Here is a 20,242-nt window from a genome sequence, read left to right as displayed (position 1 = left end):
CCTATTCACTGGCTTTCTCTAGAATCGCCGGTCTATTTAAACGGGGTGATTTCGCCTCGCTTCGTTCACACCTAGGTAAATGACCATGAAACGCACTTTCCAACCCAGTACTCTGAAGCGCGCCCGTACTCACGGTTTCCGTGCTCGTATGGCTACCAAGAATGGCCGTCAGGTTCTATCCCGTCGCCGTGCCAAAGGCCGTAAGCGTCTGGCAGTCTGATAGTCCCGGTACAGGTGGTGAGTCGAGACTTCAGCCGCGAAAAACGGCTTCTGACTTCAAGACAGTTTCAAAATGTCTTCGACTCTCCCACTATCAAGGTTCCTGGTAATAGTGTTCTTCTGCTTGTACGTCAGAATGGCTTGTCGCATGCCCGCCTCGGGCTGGTGATAGGTAAGAAGAGCGTCAAGCTGTCAGTCGAGCGTAACCGGCTCAAGCGTGTCCTTCGAGATTCCTTTCGCCACCATCAGCACATGCTTGAAGGTCTGGATATCGTTGTGATTGCACGTAAGGGCTTCGGTGATATTGAGAATCCCGACTTGCATCAGCACTTGGGCAAACTCTGGAATCGTCTGGCACGTAAACAGCTACAAAAGACCGATCCTTCCGAACATTCGAAACAGGCAAACGGTTCTTATGCGTAAGCCGGCTCTGCTGCTTATCCGCTTCTACCGTTATGTCATCACACCGATGATGGCATCTCATTGCCGTTTCTATCCCAGTTGTTCAAACCATACGTCCCAAGTGATTGCGCTGTGCAATTTCTTGCACGATGGCTGGATGGCAATGCGCCAATGGCGTCTTTGCCATTTCAGGCTCGCTGATGGATATGATCCGGTACCAGCAGACCCATCCCAAGCACCGACCTCTTAGATGGCCGAGTAATCATGGATATAAAGCGCACGTTTCTCATCGCCGCTCTAGCGATTGTGTCTTACACAGCGGTGTTGCAATGGAATAAGGATTACGGCCAGCCCGAAACGCCTTCTTCAGCACAATCCTCCGCTGCGGCGCTGCCGACTGACACGCCAACAGGCAATACTGCTGCGGCCGATGTTCCAACCGTTGCAGGCGAAAGCTCGACGAACGGAACGGCTCCACAGACTGTAAGTGGCAATGGTCAACCCATCCATGTCCGTACGGATGTCATGGATGTCACGATTGATCCCCGTGGTGGTGACATCGTCAAATTGGGGCTTGTCCAGTATCCACGTCGCCAGGATCATCCGGATGTACCCTTCACCCTGTTTGATAATGGCAACGAACGTTTGTATCTGGCGCAAAGTGGTTTAACTGGATCCAACGGTCCGGACGCACGTCAGACAGGCCGCCCTGTTTATCAGAGTGCACAGCAGAACTACGTATTGGCAGACGGTCAGGATCAACTGACTGTCGATCTGAACTTTGCTGAAAACGGCGTCAACTATGTCAAGCGCTTTACCTTCCATCGCGGCCTGAAGCTTGATTGCTCGGATACCGAAAAGGCACAGAAGAAAATTTCCTGCATCAACCCCAATGCCTATCAGGTGCAGGTCAGCTATGTCATCGACAACCAGAGCAGCCAGAACTGGAATGGTATTTTCTATGCACAGCTGAAGCGTGACTCCAGTGGTGATCCATCTTCCACAACAGCCACAGGGGTTTCGACTTACCTGGGCGCTGCTGTCGGAACGCCGGAGGAGCAATATCGCAAGGTGTCGATGAAAGATATCGACAAGCAGGCTCTGCAGGAAACGGCCAAGGGCGGTTGGGTCGCCTGGTTGCAGCATTACTTCGTGACGGCTTGGGTGCCCAACAAGGACGAGCAGCACCAGATCCAGGGTCGCAAGGACAGCCAGGGCAATTATCTGGTGGGCTTTACCGGTCCGCAGCTTAGCGTAGCACCGGGTACCCAGGCAGAAACATCGGCAACCCTTTATGCCGGTCCGAAGCTGCAGGAATATCTGAAAGAGTTGTCCCCAGGTCTTGAATTGACCGTCGACTATGGTTTCCTGTGGTTCATTGCTCAGCCGATCTTCTGGCTGCTGCAACATATCCACAGCATCCTTGGAAACTGGGGATGGTCGATCATCGTGTTGACTATCATCATCAAGGCTATTTTCTTCCCGCTTTCTGCAGCCAGCTACCGTTCCATGGCTCGCATGCGTGCAGTTTCTCCGCGTCTTCAGGCGTTGAAGGAACAGTATGGTGATGATCGCCAGAAGATGTCCCAGGCGATGATGGAGCTGTACCGCAAGGAGAAGATCAATCCGCTGGGTGGCTGCCTGCCGATCCTCGTACAGATGCCGGTATTCCTGGCCTTGTACTGGGTTCTGCTGGAGAGCGTGGAAATGCGCCAGTCTCCCTGGATGTTCTGGATCACTGACCTTTCGTCCAAGGATCCTTTCTTCATCCTGCCGATCCTTATGGGCGGTACCATGCTGGTTCAGCAAATGTTGAACCCCACGCCTCCGGACCCCATGCAAGCCAAGATGATGAAGATGATGCCCATTATCTTTACCTTCTTCTTCCTGTGGTTCCCGTCTGGCCTGGTGCTGTACTGGATCGTGAACAACTGCCTGTCGATCGCGCAGCAGTGGTATATCAATCGTCGGATCAATGGCACTGCCAAACCGGCCTGATAGCCCTACGCTTTACACAGCGCCCCTTTCGAGGGGCGTTGTGCATTCTGGAGAATGAAGAATGAATCCAATTCAAGACACCATTGCTGCTATCGCTACAGCCACAGGCCGAGGTGGGGTAGGTATCGTCAGGGTTTCCGGGCCTGCGGTAAGAACCATCGCAGAAACAATCTGTGGTGGCTCTTTAATACCTCGCCATGCTCATTATGGTCCCTTCAAGGATAGCGCTGGTCTTACCCTTGATGAGGGAATCGCCTTGTTCTTCCCAGGACCTCACTCTTTTACAGGCGAGGACGTTCTCGAGCTCCAAGGCCATGGCGGTCCTGTCGTTCTGGATTTACTGCTCAAGGCTGTCATTGCGGTAGGTGCGCGTTCAGCCCGTCCAGGAGAGTTCAGCGAACGTGCCTTTCTCAACGATAAGCTGGACCTTGCCCAGGCAGAAGCTATCGCCGACCTCATCGAGGCGAGTTCCGAGCAAGCTGCCCGTAATGCGCTACGTTCATTGCAAGGGGCATTCTCCAAACGAATAGAAAGCCTGACGGAACAACTGATCCAGTTGCGGATTTACGTGGAGGCAGCCATCGACTTTCCCGAAGAGGAAATCGACTTCCTGGCGGATGGCCATGTGCTGGGCCTGCTCAACGGTGTGCGCCAGGAACTGGCGCAGGTGGAAAAAGAAGCCGGTCGTGGCGCACTGTTACGCGATGGCATGACGGTGGTGATTGCTGGGCGACCCAACGCAGGAAAATCGAGTCTTCTCAACGCGCTGGCAGGCCATGAAGCTGCCATCGTGACGGACATTGCAGGCACGACCCGCGATGTCTTACGCGAGCACATCCATATCGACGGTATGCCATTACATGTCATTGACACGGCGGGATTACGGGACACTACCGATCGGGTTGAGCAGATCGGCGTACAGCGCGCCCTGAGTGCTATTGAGAGCGCCGACCGGATACTGCTGGTGGTAGATTCTACGGCGCCTGAGGCTCGGAATCCCGATGCACTTTGGCCAGAGTTTCTGTCACAGCGACCTGATCAAAACAAAGTAACAGTCATCCGAAACAAAGCTGATCTGTCGGGTGAACCTATCGCGCTTCAGGAAACCTCAGAAGGTATTCATACCTTAAGCCTTAGTGCAATGACGGGTGAGGGCATCGAGCATCTTCGAGAGCACCTCAAAGCCTGCGTTGGCTTTGAGCAGACTGCCGAAAGCAGTTTTAGCGCACGCCAACGTCATCTCGAAGCGTTACACACAGCCCGTCATTATCTGGAGCACGGGCATCAGCAACTCGTAGTGAATGGCTCTGGGGAGCTCTTGGCGGAAGACCTGAGAGTGGCGCAGCAGGCATTGGGCGAGATTACAGGAGCGTTCAGTTCCGATGATCTGCTGGGCAGGATCTTCTCCAGCTTTTGCATCGGCAAATAGCCGCGTTTCATCGATTCAGGAAGCCCCACGGGATTACCCGCTGGGGCTTTTTTTTGCCTGTTGATAACCCTAGCTGAGGTCTGGGCAGAAGTCAGGGCTTAAGCTGTTCTAAAAAGGGTCTGTTGGTAACCTTCCTAATTATCCACAGCTACTCACGAGCTTTCGATAAGGAGAGTGACAGGTTCTCCTCTGACTTATCATTGGCTGTAATGCCCTGTGGGTAAAGGCAAGCGCATGTTATCCACAGAAAAGAGGCTCACCATACATAATCGCATTAACAAGCTTTTATATATTTCTTCCTTATTATTTCTATTACCTGATGCCACCAAGTCTGCAGTTGATCATTTTTTGTTCAAAAGGACTTCATAGAGAGCAGAGGAGCCCTTATACTTCTGCGCCTTCCCTAATCCCCTAACCAAACAGGCACGAGGTGCGTGGTGGATTTCCCTTCCCGTTTTGACGTCATAGTGGTCGGCGGCGGCCATGCCGGCACCGAAGCTGCACTTGCTGCTGCACGCATGGGTGTCAAAACTTTGTTGCTGACCCACAATGTTGAAACATTGGGGCAGATGAGCTGCAACCCGGCTATTGGTGGTATCGGCAAGAGCCATCTAGTCAAGGAGATCGATGCCTTGGGCGGTGCGATGGCTTCGGCTACCGACAAAGCAGGCATCCAGTTCCGGATACTCAATAGCCGTAAAGGCCCTGCGGTGCGTGCAACGCGCGCTCAAGCCGATCGTGTCCTCTATAAGGCTGCAATCCGCTATATGCTGGAAAATCAGCCCAACCTGTGGATATTTCAGCAGGCCTGTGACGACTTGATTGTTGAACAGGATCAGGTCAGAGGCGTCGTTACCCAGATGGGTCTACGTTTCCTTGGGGATAACGTTGTGTTGACCACAGGCACCTTTCTGGGGGGGCTTATCCACATAGGCCTGCAGAATTACTCAGGCGGTCGGGCAGGGGATCCACCTGCCAATGCCTTGTCCACACGGCTTCGTGAGCAGCCACTGCGTGTATCACGGTTGAAAACCGGTACACCTCCACGCATTGACGGTCGTACAGTGGATTTCTCTGTCATGACGGAGCAGCCTGGGGATAAACCTCTGCCCGTAATGTCATTCATGGGATCAGTGGATGAGCATCCTCAGCAGGTTAGCTGTTGGATAACTCATACCAACAGTCGGACCCATGACATCATCCGCAACAATCTTGATCGCTCGCCGATGTATTCAGGCGTTATCGAAGGGATTGGCCCACGCTACTGTCCATCGATCGAAGACAAGATCCACCGTTTCGCGGACAAGGACAGCCATCAGGTTTTCCTGGAGCCCGAGGGACTGACAACTCACGAGTTGTATCCCAACGGGATTTCCACATCCTTGCCCTTTGATGTTCAGCTGGAGTTGGTGCGGTCGATGCGGGGTATGGAAAATGCCCACATCCTGCGTCCCGGTTATGCCATCGAATATGACTTTTTCGACCCGCGTGATCTGAAATACAGCCTGGAAACCAAGGTCATTAGTGGACTCTTCTTTGCAGGTCAGATCAACGGAACGACAGGATACGAGGAAGCTGGCGCCCAGGGGCTACTGGCAGGTGCCAATGCAGCCTTGCGTGCACAGGGCAAGGACAGCTGGTGTCCACGTCGTGACGAAGCTTACTTGGGTGTATTGGTCGATGATTTGATCACGCTGGGTACGCAGGAACCGTATCGGATGTTTACCTCCCGTGCGGAATATCGACTGATTCTGCGTGAAGACAATGCGGATCTGCGACTGACCGAACAAGGTCGGCAGCTCGGTCTGGTAGACGATGCTCGTTGGGAGGCGTTCTGCCTGAAGCGTGAGCGCATTACCCTTGAGGAGCAGCGCTTGAAGAGTACGTGGGTGCGTCCTGGGACTGTACAAGGTGATGCCATTGCTGAGCGCTTTGGTACACCGCTGACCCATGAGTACAATCTGCAAAGTCTTCTGAGCCGTCCGGAAATCGACTATGTCGGCTTGATGGAGGTAACCGGCGGTGTCATCGAAGACGCGCAGGTTGCCGAGCAGGTAGAGATCAAGACTAAATACGCAGGTTACATCGAGCGTCAGCAGGACGAAATCGAGCGGCTGCGCAGCAGTGAAAGCATTCGTCTACCGGCGGATCTGGATTACACCGCCATATCCGGTTTGTCGAAGGAAATTCAGCACAAGCTGAGCCAGGGCCGCCCGGAAACACTTGGGCAGGCTTCGCGGATTCCCGGTGTAACGCCTGCAGCCATTTCCCTGTTGATGATTCACCTGAAAAAGCGTTCGGCCGGACGCCAGTTGGAGCAGATGGCTTGATGTTGGAAGGAATGATTCGTTACAGCGAGGAGCTTCGCTCAGGAGCTAAGTCTCTAGGTGTCGAGCTGTCTGATGAACAGGTTGAGAAATTGCTGGCCTACATGGGCCTGCTGCAAAAGTGGAATAAAGCCTATAACCTGACGGCAGTCCGTGATCCAGATGAAATGGTTTCACGTCACCTGCTTGATAGTTTGAGCGTTGTCCCCCATATCAGGGCTGGTCGATGGCTGGATGTGGGCAGTGGTGGGGGTATGCCGGGAGTCCCGCTAGCCATCCTGTTCCCGGAAAGCACCTTTACCGTTCTGGACAGCAACGGTAAGAAAACACGCTTTCTCACACAGGCAAAAATTGAGCTCGGCTTGGATAACCTTAAGGTTATCCACAGTCGTGTAGAGGAATTTACGCCTGACTATCGTTTCACCGGGATTGTGTCGCGAGCGTTCAGCTCGCTCGCTGATTTCACAAACTGGACACGACATCTGGGCGATTCATTGACACAATGGTTCGCCATGAAAGGATTGCATCCTGAGGATGAGCTTGCAGCGTTGCCAATCGATTTTAAGGTTGAAGCAGAACACGCCTTGCAGGTTCCAGGTTGCCAAGGGCAGCGGCATCTATTGATACTGCGCCGCATTGTTGAAGAGGGGTAAAGCGGCTCATGGCCAAGGTTTTTGCGATAGCCAACCAGAAAGGCGGGGTGGGGAAAACTACGACCTGCATCAATCTGGCTGCTTCGCTCGTTGCTACCCGACGTCGGGTACTGTTGATCGATCTCGATCCACAAGGCAACGCGACCATGGGAAGCGGTGTGGATAAGCACAATCTGGAACATTCGGTTCTGGATGTGCTGATCGGACAGTGTGATCTCATCGAAGCCATGCAGTTTTCCGAGCATGGTGGTTACCAGTTGCTACCGTCGAACCGTGATGTGACGGCTGCCGAAATTGAGCTTCTGGACATGAGCAAGCGCGAGAGCCGCTTGCGTGAAGCGCTGGCGCCGATTCGGGAAAATTACGATTACGTACTGATTGACTGCCCACCGTCATTATCGATGTTGACCATCAATGGGCTTGTCGCTTCAGATGGGGTCATCATTCCCATGCAGTGTGAATATTTCGCACTTGAAGGGCTGACTGACCTGATCGGTAGCATCCAGCGCATCGGACAGGCTCTGAATCCAGGCCTGAAGATCGAAGGTGTGCTGCGCACGATGTATGACCCGCGTATCAATCTGGCGAACGACGTAGCGGCCCAGCTCAAGGCGCATTTTGGCGATACGCTGTACGATACGGTTATCCCGCGTAACGTGCGTCTTGCCGAGGCGCCCAGTCATGGTATGCCCGCGTTGACTTACGACAAGGCATCAACAGGGGCTGCAGCCTATCTGGCCTTGGCAAACGAACTGGCTCGTCGGCAGCGCAAGGCTGCAAAAGCAATCGCTTAAGGAATACACATGGCTGTCAAGAAAAGGGGACTGGGCCGCGGTCTGGATGCGCTGCTGAGCGGGGCTACGGCTAGCGTACTGCAGGAAGAAGCAGTCAAGGCCGACCAGCGTGAGTTGCAGCATCTGCCGTTGGACATTATCCAGCGCGGCAAGTACCAACCACGCCGTGACATGGACCCGGTCGCGCTCGAAGAGCTTGCCAGGTCGATTCGCGCCCAAGGCTTGATGCAGCCGATCGTGGTACGTCCCATTGCTGACAACCGCTATGAGATCATTGCCGGGGAGCGTCGCTGGCGTGCCAGCCAGCAGGCAGGGCTTGAGCGTATCCCAGCATTGGTCAGAAACATTCCTGACGAAGCCGCCATTGCGATGGCGCTGATCGAGAATATCCAGCGTGAAAACCTAAGTCCGATAGAAGAGGCCATGGCTCTTCAGCGGCTGCAGCAGGAATTTCAGCTGACGCAGCAGCAGGTGGCCGATGCAGTGGGCAAATCACGCGTCAGTGTGGCTAACCTGCTTCGACTGATAGCGTTGCCAGAAGAGATCAAGACCATGCTGGCGCATGGCGATCTGGAAATGGGCCATGCCAGGGCATTGTTGGGCTTGCCAGCCTCAAAACAGGTCGAGGGGGCGCGTCATGTTGTCGCACGTGGATTGACCGTGCGTCAGACAGAAGCCTTAGTAAGGCAGTGGTTGAATAAGAAAGAAGCGGTTGAGCCTCCAGAGAAGGCTGATCCTGATATTATGCGCCTGGAGCAACGGCTGGCTGAGCGTCTGGGGGCTCCCGTACAGATCCGCCATGGGCAGAAGGGAAAGGGGCAGCTGGTGATTCGTTACAGCTCACTTGATGAGCTGCAGGGCGTTCTTGCTCACATTCGCTAATATTCTAATGGTAGCGAATAGTCGTAAAGACTACCGCATGGCTTGAATGGGCGCGTGCAGACTCCTATACTCTGCGCGCTTTACGTCGGCACAAAGTATGCCAAGGCTTAAATAATAAGCCGACGCCAGAGGACTTCGAGCGCGATGGTTGATCGCACGCCCAAACGCCTGCCTTTTCACCGTCAGCCAGCATTTAACCTGCTGCTCGTCCAACTGGCCGTCACGATATGTGCAGCGTTATTTTTGTTTTGCTTCGTTGGTAGGGTCGCTGCTTATTCTGGTTTGATGGGTGGTTTAATCGCCTGGTTGCCTAATACATATTTCTCTTATAAAGCGTTCCGTTATTCGGGCGCCCGAGCTGCTCGCGACATAGTTCGATCATTCTATGCGGGGGAGGCAGGAAAACTAATTTTGACGGCACTGCTTTTTACAGTGGCGTTTGCGGGGATAAAGCCACTCATGCCACTGGCGTTGTTTGGTGTCTATCTATTGACGCTTTTTGTCAATGGATGCGCTCCCCTACTTGTCAAACGATCTTCTAGACCTTAAAGCGTTCGAGGCAAACATGGCAGCAGAATCCGCTTCGGGTTACATCCAGCACCACTTGCAGAATCTGACCTATGGTCTGCATCCGGCAAATGGTTGGAGTTTCGCCCACACCCCTCAAGAAGCGAAAGAAATGGGCTTTTGGGCCTTCCACCTGGATACTCTGGGTTGGTCGGTCGTTCTAGGCCTGATTTTTATTTGCATTTTCCGTGCCGTAGCGGTCAAGGCCACCAGTGGCCAGCCCGGTAAATTGCAAAATTTCGTCGAAGTCATTATCGAGTTCGTCGACAGCAGTGTCCGTGACACCTTCCATGGCCGTAATCCGCTGATCGCGCCTCTGGCACTGACGATTTTCGTCTGGATCTTCCTGATGAACCTCATGGACTTGGTGCCGGTTGACTGGTTGCCGTCCCTGGCTGGCCTGATAGGTGGTGAGCACACATATTTCCGTGTGGTTCCGACTACCGACCCGAATGCCACTATTGGTATGGCCTTGTCCGTATTTGCCCTGTTGATCTTCTATAGCATCAAGGTAAAAGGAATTGGTGGTTTCCTGGGCGAGCTGACTCTGCATCCGTTCCATAGCAAGAACATGCTGGTTCAGATCATCCTGATTCCGATCAACTTCCTGCTCGAGTTCGTAACGCTGGTGGCGCGTCCCGTTTCCTTGGCCTTGCGACTCTTCGGCAACATGTATGCCGGTGAGCTGATCTTTATCCTGATCGCCATGATGTTCGCCAACGGTCTGGCGCTGGGTGGTCTAGGTATTGTCCTGCAGTGGGCGTGGGCGGTCTTCCACATCCTGATCATTACCTTGCAGGCCTTCATCTTCATGATGCTGACCATCGTCTATATGTCGATGGCGCATGAAGAAAGTCATTAAGAGCTAGAGCACTTGATGATCCTCTCCGAAAGGGGAGGATGCCCGCGAGGGCAATGGGGAATAACAATTTTTTGCTTCAACCTTAACCAAGACGACTTAAAAGTCGGGAGGAAAAATGGAAACTGTAGTTGGACTGACCGCTATCGCCGTAGCACTGCTGATTGGTCTGGGCGCACTGGGTACTGCCATTGGCTTCGGCCTGTTGGGCGGCAAGTTCCTGGAAGGCGCTGCCCGTCAGCCGGAACTTGTTCCGATGCTGCAGGTGAAAATGTTCATCGTAGCGGGTCTGCTCGACGCCGTAACCATGATCGGTGTTGGTATCGCCCTGTTCTTCACCTTCGCTAACCCCTTCGTTGGTCAGATCGCTGGTTAATCATCCGAATCGATGATTCGTATGATTGACAGACAACGAACGAGCGAGGTGTTGGCGTGAACATTAATGCAACCCTGATTGGCCAGTCCGTTGCCTTCTTTATCTTCGTGCTGTTCTGCATGAAGTTCGTGTGGCCTCCGGTCATCGCGGCTTTGCGTGAGCGTGAAAAGAAGATTGCTGACGGCCTGGACGCTGCCAACCGCGCGGCTCGTGACCTGGAATTGGCTCAGGAACAAGCCACCCAGAAACTGAGCGAAGCGAAAGGCCAGGCAGCTGAAATCATCGAGCAAGCTAACAAGCGTGCTACTCAGATCATCGAAGAAGCGCAGGTCAAGGCCCGTGCTGAAGGCGATCGTCTGAAAGAGCAGGCTCAGGCTGAAATCGACCGGGAAATCAATAGCGCCAAGGAAGCTCTGCGTGCACAGGTCGGCCTTCTGGCTGTCGCTGGTGCAGAGAAGATCCTGGGCAAAACGATTGATCCCCAAGCCCACGCACAGTTGGTCGACCGACTGGCTGCGGAAATCTAAGCGAGGCCATCATGGCAGAACTGAACACGCTGGCCCGGCCATATGCCAAGGCAGCTTTCGAGTTCGCACAGTCTCAGCAGAATCTGGCCAAATGGTCCGAGGAGCTGAGACTGCTCGCCGCGGTAACTCTGGATGGGACCGTGCGCCAGCTGCTTCAGCAACCGCAGTTGACCGCGGACGCCAAGGCCAAGCTGCTCATTGACGTGTGCGGCGATCAGCTGGATGTGCAGGCCCAGAACTTTGTTCGGACCGTGGCAGAAAACAACCGGATCGACCTGATGCCGACCATTGCTGAACTCTACGAAGAGTTCAAGGCCGAGCAGGAAAGATCCATCGAGGCGGAAGTCACCAGTGCTTTCGCTTTGAGCGACGAACAGCAAGACAAACTCGCCAAGGCTCTCAGCGCAAGGCTCGGTCGCGATGTGCGACTTCATGCATCCGAGGATGCAAGCCTGATCGGTGGTGTGGTAATTCGCGCCGGCGACTTGGTAATCGATGGCTCCGTTCGCGGCAAGCTCGCGCAACTGGCCGAAGCGTTGAAACCTTGAGTTTGAAGGGGCAGTAGCATGCAGCAACTCAATCCTTCCGAAATTAGTGAAATCATCAAGAGCCGCATCGAGAAACTCGATGTCTCTTCGCAACCGCGCAACGAAGGTACTATCGTCAGTGTTTCTGACGGTATCGTGCGCATCTTTGGTCTGGCCGACGTTATGTACGGGGAAATGATTGAGTTCCCGGGCGGCGTCTACGGCATGGCACTGAACCTGGAGCAGGACTCCGTAGGTGCTGTGGTTCTGGGTAATTACCTGGGCCTGGCTGAAGGCATGAGTGCCAAGTGCACCGGCCGTATCCTTGAAGTACCGGTTGGTCCGGAGCTTCTGGGTCGCGTTGTTGATGCCCTGGGTAATCCGATCGATGGCAAAGGCCCGATCAACGCCAAAGAAACCGACGCGGTTGAAAAAGTCGCTCCGGGCGTAATCTGGCGTAAGTCGGTAGACCAGCCTGTACAGACTGGTTACAAGGCTGTTGACGCCATGATCCCCGTTGGCCGTGGCCAGCGTGAGCTGATCATCGGTGACCGTCAGGTAGGTAAAACTGCCATGGCGGTGGATGCGATCATCAACCAGCGCAACAGTGGCATTCGTTGCGTCTATGTTGCTATCGGTCAGAAGCAGTCGACCATTGCCAACGTCGTACGCAAGCTGGAAGAGCACGGCGCACTGCAGAACACCATCGTGGTAGCTGCCAGTGCCTCTGAGTCCGCAGCCCTGCAGTTCCTGGCTCCCTATGCCGGCTGCACCATGGGTGAATACTTCCGTGACCGCGGTGAAGATGCACTGATCGTTTATGACGATCTGTCCAAGCAGGCTGTGGCTTACCGCCAGATTTCCCTGCTGCTGCGTCGTCCGCCGGGCCGTGAAGCGTACCCAGGCGACGTGTTCTATCTACACAGCCGTTTGCTGGAGCGTGCTTCTCGCGTATCCGAGGAGTATGTAGAACAGTTCACCAAGGGCGCCGTTACCGGTAAGACAGGTTCCTTGACTGCTCTGCCGCTGATCGAGACTCAGGCAGGTGACGTTTCCGCGTTCGTTCCGACCAACGTAATTTCGATTACCGACGGCCAGATCTTCCTGGAAACCAGTCTGTTCAACTCGGGTATTCGTCCTGCGGTTAACGCGGGTATTTCCGTATCCCGTGTGGGTGGTGCCGCTCAGACCAAGATTATCAAGAAGCTGTCCGGTGGTATCCGTACCGCACTGGCTCAGTACCGTGAACTGGCAGCATTTGCCCAGTTTGCTTCTGACCTGGACGAAGCAACACGTAAGCAGCTTGAGCATGGTCAGCGTGTTACCGAGCTGATGAAGCAGAAGCAGTATGCACCGATGTCCATCGCCGAGATGGCTCTGTCGCTGTACGCCGCCGAGCGTGGCTTCCTGTCGGATATCCCGCTGGACAAGATTGGCAGCTTCGAGCAGGCCCTGATTTCGTACTTCAACCGTGATCACGCCGCACTGATGGCCAAGATCAACGAGAAGGGCGACTTCAACGACGAAATCGATTCTGGCATCAAGGCCGGTCTCGAGAAGTTCAAGGCCACTCAAACCTGGTAAGCCCAGGCGGGAGCGTCAAGCGCTCCCGCTTGCTAACCCGATAGGTGTTACATGGCAGGCGCAAAAGAGATTCGCGGCAAAATCGCGAGCATCAAAAGCACACAGAAGATCACCAGCGCCATGGAAAAGGTAGCTGTCAGCAAGATGCGCAAAGCTCAGACGCGCATGGCTGCCAGCAAGCCTTACGCTGAGCGTATTCGTGCTGTGATCGGCCACTTGGCCAATGCGAACCCGGAATATCGCCATCCGTTTATGGTGGAGCGTCCGGTAAAGCGCGTGGGCTATATCGTGGTCAGCTCCGACCGTGGTCTGGCGGGCGGCTTGAACATCAACTTGTTCAAGACGCTGATTCGCGACATGGCAGAGCAACGCGATCGCAATGCTGAAGTCGATCTCGGTGTGATTGGCAGCAAGGGTGCGTCCTTCTTCCGCAGCTACGGCGGTAATGTAGTCGCAGCCATCAGCCATTTGGGTGAAGAGCCTTCGATCAACGACCTGATCGGTAGTATCAAGGTCATGCTCGACGCTTACCTGAATGGCCGTATTGATCGCCTGTACGTAGTGTCCAACAAGTTCGTCAACACCATGGTCCAGAAGCCGACAATCGAGCAGCTGGTTCCGTTGGTGGCTGAGCAGAACACCAGCCTGCAAAAGCATTGGGACTACCTCTACGAACCAGATGCCAAGACGTTGCTGGACGGCCTCTTGGTGCGTTACGTGGAATCCCAGGTGTATCAGGCAGTTGTAGAAAACAGCGCTTGTGAACAAGCAGCGCGGATGATCGCGATGAAGAACGCTACGGATAACGCGGGCGAGATCATCAGCGAACTGCAGCTGATCTACAACAAGGCACGCCAGGCAGCGATTACGCAGGAAATTTCGGAAATCGTCGGCGGCGCCGCTGCGGTTTGACGGACTGGTTCTAATTCTTCGAGGAACGCGAAATGAGTAGCGGACGTATCGTACAAATCATCGGCGCCGTAATCGACGTGGAATTCCCACGCGATTCCGTACCGAAAGTTTATGACGCTCTGAAAGTGCAGGGCGTGGAAACTACGCTGGAAGTTCAGCAGCAGCTGGGCGACGGCATTGTTCGTTCCATCGCGATGGGCTCTACCGAGGGTCTGAAGCGTGGTCTGGACGTTAACAACACTGGTGAAGCGATCAAGGTACCGGTAGGCGTGAAGACGCTGGGCCGTATCATGGACGTTCTGGGTAACCCGATCGACGAGGCGGGCCCCATCGGTGAAGAAGAGCGTTGGGAAATCCACCGCAAGGCACCGTCCTACGCTGATCAGTCCGGTAGCAACGAGCTGCTGGAGACAGGCATCAAGGTTATTGACCTGGTTTGCCCGTTCGCGAAGGGTGGTAAGGTTGGTCTGTTCGGTGGTGCCGGTGTAGGCAAGACCGTTAACATGATGGAACTGATCCGTAACATCGCCATCGAGCACAGCGGTTATTCCGTGTTCGCAGGCGTGGGTGAGCGTACTCGTGAGGGTAACGACTTCTACCACGAGATGAAGGATTCCAACGTTCTGGACAAGGTAGCCCTGGTTTACGGTCAGATGAACGAGCCGCCGGGCAACCGTCTGCGCGTGGCCCTGACTGGCCTGACCATGGCCGAAAAGTTCCGTGACGAAGGACGTGACGTGCTGTTGTTCATCGACAACATCTATCGTTACACCCTGGCCGGTACGGAAGTATCCGCTCTGCTGGGCCGTATGCCTTCCGCAGTAGGTTATCAGCCGACGCTGGCTGAGGAGATGGGCGTTCTTCAGGAGCGTATTACCTCCACCAGAACCGGTTCGATTACATCCATCCAGGCTGTATACGTACCTGCGGATGACTTGACTGACCCGTCCCCTGCGACCACGTTCGCTCACTTGGACGCAACCGTCGTACTGTCCCGTGACATCGCTTCCCTGGGTATCTACCCAGCTGTGGATCCGCTGGACTCTACTTCTCGCCAGCTTGATCCGCTGGTGATCGGTCAGGAGCACTATGACGTTGCTCGCGGCGTTCAGTATGTTCTGCAGCGCTACAAGGAGTTGAAGGACATCATTGCGATTCTGGGTATGGACGAACTGTCCGAAGCGGACAAGCAGTTGGTATCCCGTGCTCGTAAGATCCAGCGCTTCCTGTCCCAGCCGTTCTTCGTGGCAGAAGTATTTACCGGTGCGCCAGGTAAATACGTTTCGCTCAAGGACACCATTGCTGGTTTCGGCGGCATTCTGAAAGGTGACTACGACCATTTGCCTGAGCAGGCATTCTACATGGTTGGCAGCATCGACGAAGCTATCGAAAAAGCGAAGAAACTGTAATCCGTGCGCCCGGGAACGGGCGCCTTACGAGGCATGCATATGGCCAAGACAGTCCAATGCGATATCGTCAGCGCGGAAGGAGCCATCTTCTCCGGAGCGGTGGAGATGGTTATCGCCCACGGTAACCTGGGGGATCTGGGTATTTCTCCCGGCCATGCTCCGCTGTTGACTGATCTCATGCCTGGCCCGATTCGCCTGATCAAGCAGGGCGGCGAGGAAGAGGTGTTTTATATCTCTGGTGGTTTCCTCGAAGTCCAGCCGAATGTCGTCGAAGTGTTGGCAGATATTGCCAGCCGGGCGAGCGATCTTGATGAAGCGGCTGCTCAGGAAGCCATGAAGCTGGCTGAGAAGACGCTGAGCGAGAAAGGCTCGAACTTCGATTACAGCGCTGCCTCTGCACAGTTGGCTGAAGCCGCAGCTCAGCTGCGTACCATTCAGCAGCTACGCAACAAGGCCAAGCGCTGAAGCAATACGCTTCGGGTATATGAAAGGGGTAGCTTCGGCTACCCCTTTTCATTTCTGGCCGTGAGCACTTGCTGAGCCCGTTTCTCTTCTGAGACTCTTTATCCGTGTCTAACGGCTTAACGGCCCTATCGAGGCGTAAACATGTCCCTTGAAATTGTCATTCTTGCTGCGGGGCAAGGCACCCGTATGCGCTCCGCTCTGCCCAAGGTTCTTCATCCGATTGCCGGGAAGGCCATGCTGGGACACGTGATCAATCGCGCCCGCGAACTGACTCCGCAAAAGATCCATGTGGTGATCGGCCATGGAGCCGAAACCGTCAAGCAGCGTCTGGCAGCAGATGACCTCAACTTCGTCGTCCAGCAGGAGCAGTTGGGTACAGGCCATGCTGTCGCCCAGGCGCTTCCCCATCTGTCGGCGGAGCGGGTACTGATCCTATATGGCGATGTTCCGCTGATTGAGACGTCTACGCTTGAGCGTCTGCTAGAGCAGGTTAGCGCTCAGCAGCTGGCATTGTTGACTGTAGAACTGGCAGATCCCACGGGTTATGGACGTATCCTTCGGGATAACCACGGTGAGGTGTATGCAATTGTTGAGCATAAGGATGCCGATGCAACGCAAAAGGCAATCCGCGAAGGTAATACCGGTATTCTGGCCGTTCCGGGCGAGCGATTGGGAGAGTGGCTCGGTAGACTTTCCAACAGCAATGCACAAGGGGAGTATTACCTGACGGATGTCATCGCAATGGCCGTATCCGATGGCTTGCGCGTTGCAACGGCTCAGCCAGACGATGCCATGGAGGTTCAGGGAGCCAATGACAGAAAGCAGTTGGCTGATCTTGAGCGACACTATCAATGGCGCGCTGCGCAAGCGCTCATGACGCAAGGTGTAACACTACTGGATCCGACACGCTTTGATCTGCGTGGGCAGGTCCAGACTGGCCGTGATGTCACTATTGATATCAATGTTATTCTGAGTGGCACGGTGGTTATCGAAGACAACGTCGAAATTGGGCCCAACTGTGTTATCCACAACAGCACGTTGAAACGCGGGGCGGTTATCAAGGCCAACAGTCATCTGGATGGCGCAGTAGTGGGTGAGGGTGCCGATGTAGGTCCCTTTGCTCGGCTACGTCCCGGTTCTGTTCTGGAAGCCAGGGTTCATGTGGGCAATTTCGTCGAGTTGAAAAACGCTCATCTTAATGAAGGCAGCAAGGCGGGGCATCTGTCTTATCTGGGTGATGCTGTCCTAGGAAAGAACTGTAACGTAGGCGCCGGCACCATTACCTGCAACTATGATGGTGCCAACAAGTATAGAACCGAGATTGGCGATGACGTCTTCATTGGCTCCAACAGTTCGTTGGTCGCACCAGTCACGTTAGGCGATGGAGCAACCACGGCTGCAGGTTCTACCATTACGGAAAACGTGCCTGCGCAGACGCTGGCACTGGGTAGGGCAAGACAGGTTAACAAGCCTGATTGGCAACGTCCTCTCAAGAAGAAGTAACCCAAAAGGCTGTGAAATGCTCACAGCCTTTTTCATTCTGGGTTGACTTTTTATCCGTTAAAGGTTTTGATTCGAAGTATATAAATTTCGAATCGAAACTTATGGCCAAGCGCAACACTCCACAACGTCGCCACGACATCCTTGCCCGCTTGAATGATCAGGGCGAGGTGACAGTTGATGAGTTGACCAAACTGTTTGCCACCTCAGAAGTTACGATTCGAAAGGATTTGGCTGCGCTCGAAAAGAATGGTCTCTTACTACGCCGATACGGTGGCGCCGTTTCGATCCCCCATGAGCTTCTGAGCGATCTTGCTCAAGCGCCATCACCGTATAAGCAGGCCATTGCACGGGCTGCCTCTTCACGTATCCGCGAACATGCCCGGGTCATTATTGACAGTGGCAGCACGACCGCTGCGCTTATTCCCGAATTGGAAAACAAAGCAGGTCTGGTTGTGATGACCAACTCGCTTCATATTGCCAATGCCTTGCGTGAACTTGAGCATGAACCGGTTTTGTTAATGACTGGCGGGACCTGGGACCCTCATTCGGAATCCTTTCAAGGGCAAGTGGCTGAGCAAGTCTTGCGCTCTTACGACTTCGATCAGCTATTCATTGGTGCTGACGGATTGGATTTTGAACGGGGCACGACGACGTTCAATGAATTACTGGGCTTGTCGCGTGTAATGGCTGAAGTGGCCCGAGAAGTCATCGTTATGGCAGAAGGGGACAAGGTTGGTCGACGTATTCCCAACCTGGAACTGCCCTGGTCGAACATTCACACGCTTGTGACTGATGAGCGTTTCCCTGATGAAGCCAGACACCAATTGGAACAACGGGGCATTACTGTCATTTGTGTGGCTGTGGATAAATGATCTCCATCAAATATCCACAGCCACTCTTTAAAATTTGAACGAAGCATTCATATGCATCGCTTGTTTAGGAGTTTTCCATGTGTGGCATCGTAGGCGCCATTGCTGAGCGTAATATCACCGCTATCCTCGTTGAAGGGCTCAAGCGCCTTGAATACCGAGGGTATGACAGCGCAGGTCTTGCCGTACTGACGGCGCAGCAGACCCTTGAGCGCATTCGTCGCCCCGGCAAGGTCAGCGAGCTGGCTAGCGCGCTTAACAGTGAAGGCCTGACAGGTCGCCTCGGTATTGCCCATACCCGCTGGGCCACGCATGGTGCGCCAACTGAAGCGAATGCCCATCCTCATTTCTCCCATGGTCAGATTGCAGTGGTCCACAATGGGATCATTGAAAACCATGAACCCCTGCGCGAGTGGTTAAAGGGGCTCGGTTATGTCTTTACCTCCCAGACCGATACCGAAGTCATCGTTCATCTTCTGCATCACAAGCTGAAGGAAACCGGTGATATCACTCATGCGCTGAAGGCAGCGGTGAAAGAGCTGCATGGTGCCTACGGTGTAGCGGTCATGAATATCGACCAGCCTGATCGTCTGGTCGCTGCCAGAAGCGGCAGCCCTCTGGTGATCGGCCTAGGTATTGGGGAAAACTACCTGGCGTCGGACCAGTTGGCGCTCCGGCAGGTAACGGATCGCTTTATCTACTTGGAAGAAGGCGACATTGCAGAGATTCGTCTGAATGGCGTCTCGCTGTGGTCGGTGGACGGTGAACCGGTAACACGTGAAGTTGTTCAGTTTACCGAGGGGGCCGAAGCCGCTGACAAAGGCTCGTTCCGCCACTTCATGCTCAAGGAAATTCACGAGCAGCCTGCTGTGGTTCAGCGCACCCTGGAAGGGCGGTTGGGTCTTGATCATGTGGTGACCGAGGCATTCGGTCCTCAGGCAACAGACCTGTTTAGGCGTGTCAGGAATATTCAGATCGTTGCCTGCGGCACAAGTTTTCATGCCGGTATGGTGGCGCGCTATTGGCTGGAAGGTCTTACGGGTATCCCTTGCCAAGTCGAAGTGGCAAGTGAGTTCCGCTATCGGCGTGTAGCGGTACAGGCTGACACGCTGTTTGTGACCATTTCCCAATCAGGGGAGACAGCGGATACCTTGGCTGCGCTTAGAAATGCCAAGCCGCTGGGCTATTTGGGCAGTCTTGCAATTTGTAACGTCGCGACCAGCTCGCTGGTACGTGAGTCGGACCTGACCTTACTGACACAGGCTGGCCCTGAGATCGGGGTTGCTTCTACCAAGGCGTTCACGACTCAGCTGGTTGCGCTGCTGCTGCTTACGCTGTCGTTGGGCCGTGTTCAGAACCGTCTTGAGGCTGGCGTTGAGGCTGAATTGGTGGAAGAGCTTCGCCGTTTACCCGCGCGTCTTGATGAAGCGCTTGCCATGGATAAGCATGTAGAGAAGATTTCCGAGCTATTTGCAGAGAAGCACCATACCTTGTTCCTCGGCCGAGGTGCTCAGTATCCAGTGGCAATGGAAGGCGCGCTCAAGCTCAAGGAGATTTCCTATATTCATGCCGAGGCTTATCCGGCGGGTGAGCTCAAGCACGGCCCGCTGGCGCTGGTGGACACCGACATGCCTGTGGTTACGGTAGCGCCCAATAATGAGTTGTTGGAAAAGCTGAAATCCAACCTTCAGGAAGTACGCGCTCGAGGCGGTCAGCTGGTTGTCTTCGCGGATGCAGAAGCTGGTCTTACCAACGGGGAAGGCACCCACCTAATCGGTATGCCCAGCATTCATGATGTGCTGGCGCCAATCCTCTACACCATACCGCTGCAATTGCTGTCTTATCACGTCGCTATATTGAAAGGGACTGATGTGGATCAGCCTCGCAATCTAGCCAAGTCGGTAACGGTTGAATAATGTATTCAGCAAAGCCCCGTTAAA

The 20,242-nt window shown here is 54.3% G+C and carries 21 protein-coding genes; all 21 read left to right on the top strand.

Going from position 1 to position 20,242, the window contains the following annotated elements; translation table 11 throughout:
• The first annotated feature begins 85 nt into the window (after window positions 1-85).
• The 21 genes from rpmH to glmS all read left to right on the top strand — a co-directional run bounded on the left by rpmH (window position 86) and on the right by glmS (window position 20,218).
• Window positions 86-220, top strand: a complete 135-nt coding sequence (rpmH, locus tag GM154_RS05675; RefSeq protein ID WP_010796343.1) for a 50S ribosomal protein L34 — start codon at window positions 86-88, stop codon at window positions 218-220.
• A gap of 14 nt (window positions 221-234) precedes the next feature.
• On the top strand, window positions 235-642 hold the full coding sequence (rnpA, locus tag GM154_RS05670; RefSeq protein WP_010796342.1) for a ribonuclease P protein component: 408 nt from the start codon (window positions 235-237) through the stop codon (window positions 640-642).
• The gene (gene yidD, locus GM154_RS05665) at window positions 635-871 is read left to right on the top strand and encodes a membrane protein insertion efficiency factor YidD (protein ID WP_073450114.1); all 237 of its coding nucleotides are present in this window, start codon (window positions 635-637) and stop codon (window positions 869-871) included. Before rnpA ends, yidD begins: the two co-directional genes overlap by 8 nt.
• A gap of 14 nt (window positions 872-885) precedes the next feature.
• Complete coding sequence (gene yidC / locus GM154_RS05660; protein ID WP_074820931.1) at window positions 886-2,619, top strand: membrane protein insertase YidC; 1,734 nt, start codon at window positions 886-888, stop codon at window positions 2,617-2,619.
• Between the two features lie 61 nt (window positions 2,620-2,680).
• Window positions 2,681-4,048, top strand: a complete 1,368-nt coding sequence (gene mnmE, locus GM154_RS05655; RefSeq protein ID WP_219651299.1) for a tRNA uridine-5-carboxymethylaminomethyl(34) synthesis GTPase MnmE — start codon at window positions 2,681-2,683, stop codon at window positions 4,046-4,048.
• Between the two features lie 437 nt (window positions 4,049-4,485).
• Window positions 4,486-6,378, top strand: coding sequence for a tRNA uridine-5-carboxymethylaminomethyl(34) synthesis enzyme MnmG (gene mnmG / locus GM154_RS05650; RefSeq protein WP_219651297.1), 1,893 nt, complete (start codon window positions 4,486-4,488; stop codon window positions 6,376-6,378).
• Window positions 6,378-7,028 (top strand): 16S rRNA (guanine(527)-N(7))-methyltransferase RsmG, encoded by a 651-nt coding sequence (gene rsmG, locus GM154_RS05645; RefSeq protein ID WP_374940302.1) that lies wholly within the window; start codon window positions 6,378-6,380, stop codon window positions 7,026-7,028. Before mnmG ends, rsmG begins: the two co-directional genes overlap by 1 nt.
• 8 nt (window positions 7,029-7,036) lie before the next feature.
• On the top strand, window positions 7,037-7,822 hold the full coding sequence (locus GM154_RS05640) for a ParA family protein (protein ID WP_010796337.1): 786 nt from the start codon (window positions 7,037-7,039) through the stop codon (window positions 7,820-7,822).
• A gap of 9 nt (window positions 7,823-7,831) precedes the next feature.
• Window positions 7,832-8,704: a ParB/RepB/Spo0J family partition protein gene (locus tag GM154_RS05635; protein WP_010796336.1), complete on the top strand. Its 873-nt coding sequence runs from the start codon at window positions 7,832-7,834 to the stop codon at window positions 8,702-8,704.
• A 144-nt stretch (window positions 8,705-8,848) separates the two neighbouring features.
• A complete protein-coding gene (locus GM154_RS05630; RefSeq protein WP_010796335.1) occupies window positions 8,849-9,253 on the top strand; it encodes a F0F1 ATP synthase subunit I in 405 nt (134 codons plus the stop codon).
• Between the two features lie 16 nt (window positions 9,254-9,269).
• The gene (atpB, locus tag GM154_RS05625; RefSeq protein WP_010796334.1) at window positions 9,270-10,133 is read left to right on the top strand and encodes a F0F1 ATP synthase subunit A; all 864 of its coding nucleotides are present in this window, start codon (window positions 9,270-9,272) and stop codon (window positions 10,131-10,133) included.
• Window positions 10,134-10,248: 115 nt separating this feature from the next.
• On the top strand, window positions 10,249-10,506 hold the full coding sequence (atpE, locus tag GM154_RS05620; RefSeq protein ID WP_010796333.1) for a F0F1 ATP synthase subunit C: 258 nt from the start codon (window positions 10,249-10,251) through the stop codon (window positions 10,504-10,506).
• A gap of 56 nt (window positions 10,507-10,562) precedes the next feature.
• Window positions 10,563-11,033 carry a F0F1 ATP synthase subunit B gene (locus GM154_RS05615; RefSeq protein ID WP_010796332.1) on the top strand — a complete coding sequence of 157 codons (471 nt, stop codon included), beginning with the start codon at window positions 10,563-10,565 and terminating at the stop codon, window positions 11,031-11,033.
• An 11-nt stretch (window positions 11,034-11,044) separates the two neighbouring features.
• Window positions 11,045-11,581, top strand: a complete 537-nt coding sequence (locus GM154_RS05610; protein WP_010796331.1) for a F0F1 ATP synthase subunit delta — start codon at window positions 11,045-11,047, stop codon at window positions 11,579-11,581.
• Between the two features lie 18 nt (window positions 11,582-11,599).
• Entirely contained in the window at window positions 11,600-13,144 is a 1,545-nt protein-coding gene (gene atpA / locus GM154_RS05605) for a F0F1 ATP synthase subunit alpha (protein WP_010796330.1), read from the top strand.
• Between the two features lie 51 nt (window positions 13,145-13,195).
• Complete coding sequence (gene atpG, locus GM154_RS05600) at window positions 13,196-14,056, top strand: F0F1 ATP synthase subunit gamma (RefSeq protein ID WP_010796329.1); 861 nt, start codon at window positions 13,196-13,198, stop codon at window positions 14,054-14,056.
• A 32-nt stretch (window positions 14,057-14,088) separates the two neighbouring features.
• Complete coding sequence (gene atpD, locus GM154_RS05595) at window positions 14,089-15,465, top strand: F0F1 ATP synthase subunit beta (protein ID WP_010796328.1); 1,377 nt, start codon at window positions 14,089-14,091, stop codon at window positions 15,463-15,465.
• Between the two features lie 39 nt (window positions 15,466-15,504).
• The gene (locus GM154_RS05590; RefSeq protein WP_010796327.1) at window positions 15,505-15,930 is read left to right on the top strand and encodes a F0F1 ATP synthase subunit epsilon; all 426 of its coding nucleotides are present in this window, start codon (window positions 15,505-15,507) and stop codon (window positions 15,928-15,930) included.
• Between the two features lie 141 nt (window positions 15,931-16,071).
• A complete protein-coding gene (glmU, locus tag GM154_RS05585) occupies window positions 16,072-17,433 on the top strand; it encodes a bifunctional UDP-N-acetylglucosamine diphosphorylase/glucosamine-1-phosphate N-acetyltransferase GlmU (RefSeq protein ID WP_219651295.1) in 1,362 nt (453 codons plus the stop codon).
• A gap of 101 nt (window positions 17,434-17,534) precedes the next feature.
• Complete coding sequence (locus GM154_RS05580) at window positions 17,535-18,305, top strand: DeoR/GlpR family DNA-binding transcription regulator (RefSeq protein WP_219651293.1); 771 nt, start codon at window positions 17,535-17,537, stop codon at window positions 18,303-18,305.
• Between the two features lie 77 nt (window positions 18,306-18,382).
• Window positions 18,383-20,218 (top strand): glutamine--fructose-6-phosphate transaminase (isomerizing), encoded by a 1,836-nt coding sequence (gene glmS, locus GM154_RS05575; RefSeq protein ID WP_219651291.1) that lies wholly within the window; start codon window positions 18,383-18,385, stop codon window positions 20,216-20,218.
• The last annotated feature ends 24 nt before the right edge of the window (window positions 20,219-20,242 follow it).

Source organism: Pseudomonas sp. MAG002Y, assembly GCF_019400845.1.
GTDB classification, from domain to species: Bacteria; Pseudomonadota; Gammaproteobacteria; order Pseudomonadales; family Pseudomonadaceae; genus Chryseomonas; species Chryseomonas luteola.
This window is presented reverse-complemented; position numbering and strand designations above follow the sequence as displayed.

Bases quoted from the DNA above. Each gene is read 5' to 3' on its own strand.
- rpmH (WP_010796343.1), top strand. From the start codon at position 86: ATGAAACGCACTTTCCAACCCAGTACTCTGAAGCGCGCCCGTACTCAC.
- yidD (WP_073450114.1), top strand. From the start codon at position 635: ATGCGTAAGCCGGCTCTGCTGCTTATCCGCTTCTACCGTTATGTCATC.
- yidC (WP_074820931.1), top strand. From the start codon at position 886: ATGGATATAAAGCGCACGTTTCTCATCGCCGCTCTAGCGATTGTGTCT.
- mnmE (WP_219651299.1), top strand. From the start codon at position 2,681: ATGAATCCAATTCAAGACACCATTGCTGCTATCGCTACAGCCACAGGC.
- rsmG (WP_374940302.1), top strand. From the start codon at position 6,378: ATGTTGGAAGGAATGATTCGTTACAGCGAGGAGCTTCGCTCAGGAGCT.
- GM154_RS05640 (WP_010796337.1), top strand. From the start codon at position 7,037: ATGGCCAAGGTTTTTGCGATAGCCAACCAGAAAGGCGGGGTGGGGAAA.
- GM154_RS05635 (WP_010796336.1), top strand. From the start codon at position 7,832: ATGGCTGTCAAGAAAAGGGGACTGGGCCGCGGTCTGGATGCGCTGCTG.
- GM154_RS05630 (WP_010796335.1), top strand. From the start codon at position 8,849: ATGGTTGATCGCACGCCCAAACGCCTGCCTTTTCACCGTCAGCCAGCA.
- atpB (WP_010796334.1), top strand. From the start codon at position 9,270: ATGGCAGCAGAATCCGCTTCGGGTTACATCCAGCACCACTTGCAGAAT.
- atpE (WP_010796333.1), top strand. From the start codon at position 10,249: ATGGAAACTGTAGTTGGACTGACCGCTATCGCCGTAGCACTGCTGATT.
- GM154_RS05610 (WP_010796331.1), top strand. From the start codon at position 11,045: ATGGCAGAACTGAACACGCTGGCCCGGCCATATGCCAAGGCAGCTTTC.
- atpA (WP_010796330.1), top strand. From the start codon at position 11,600: ATGCAGCAACTCAATCCTTCCGAAATTAGTGAAATCATCAAGAGCCGC.
- atpG (WP_010796329.1), top strand. From the start codon at position 13,196: ATGGCAGGCGCAAAAGAGATTCGCGGCAAAATCGCGAGCATCAAAAGC.
- atpD (WP_010796328.1), top strand. From the start codon at position 14,089: ATGAGTAGCGGACGTATCGTACAAATCATCGGCGCCGTAATCGACGTG.
- GM154_RS05590 (WP_010796327.1), top strand. From the start codon at position 15,505: ATGGCCAAGACAGTCCAATGCGATATCGTCAGCGCGGAAGGAGCCATC.
- glmU (WP_219651295.1), top strand. From the start codon at position 16,072: ATGTCCCTTGAAATTGTCATTCTTGCTGCGGGGCAAGGCACCCGTATG.
- GM154_RS05580 (WP_219651293.1), top strand. From the start codon at position 17,535: ATGGCCAAGCGCAACACTCCACAACGTCGCCACGACATCCTTGCCCGC.
- glmS (WP_219651291.1), top strand. From the start codon at position 18,383: ATGTGTGGCATCGTAGGCGCCATTGCTGAGCGTAATATCACCGCTATC.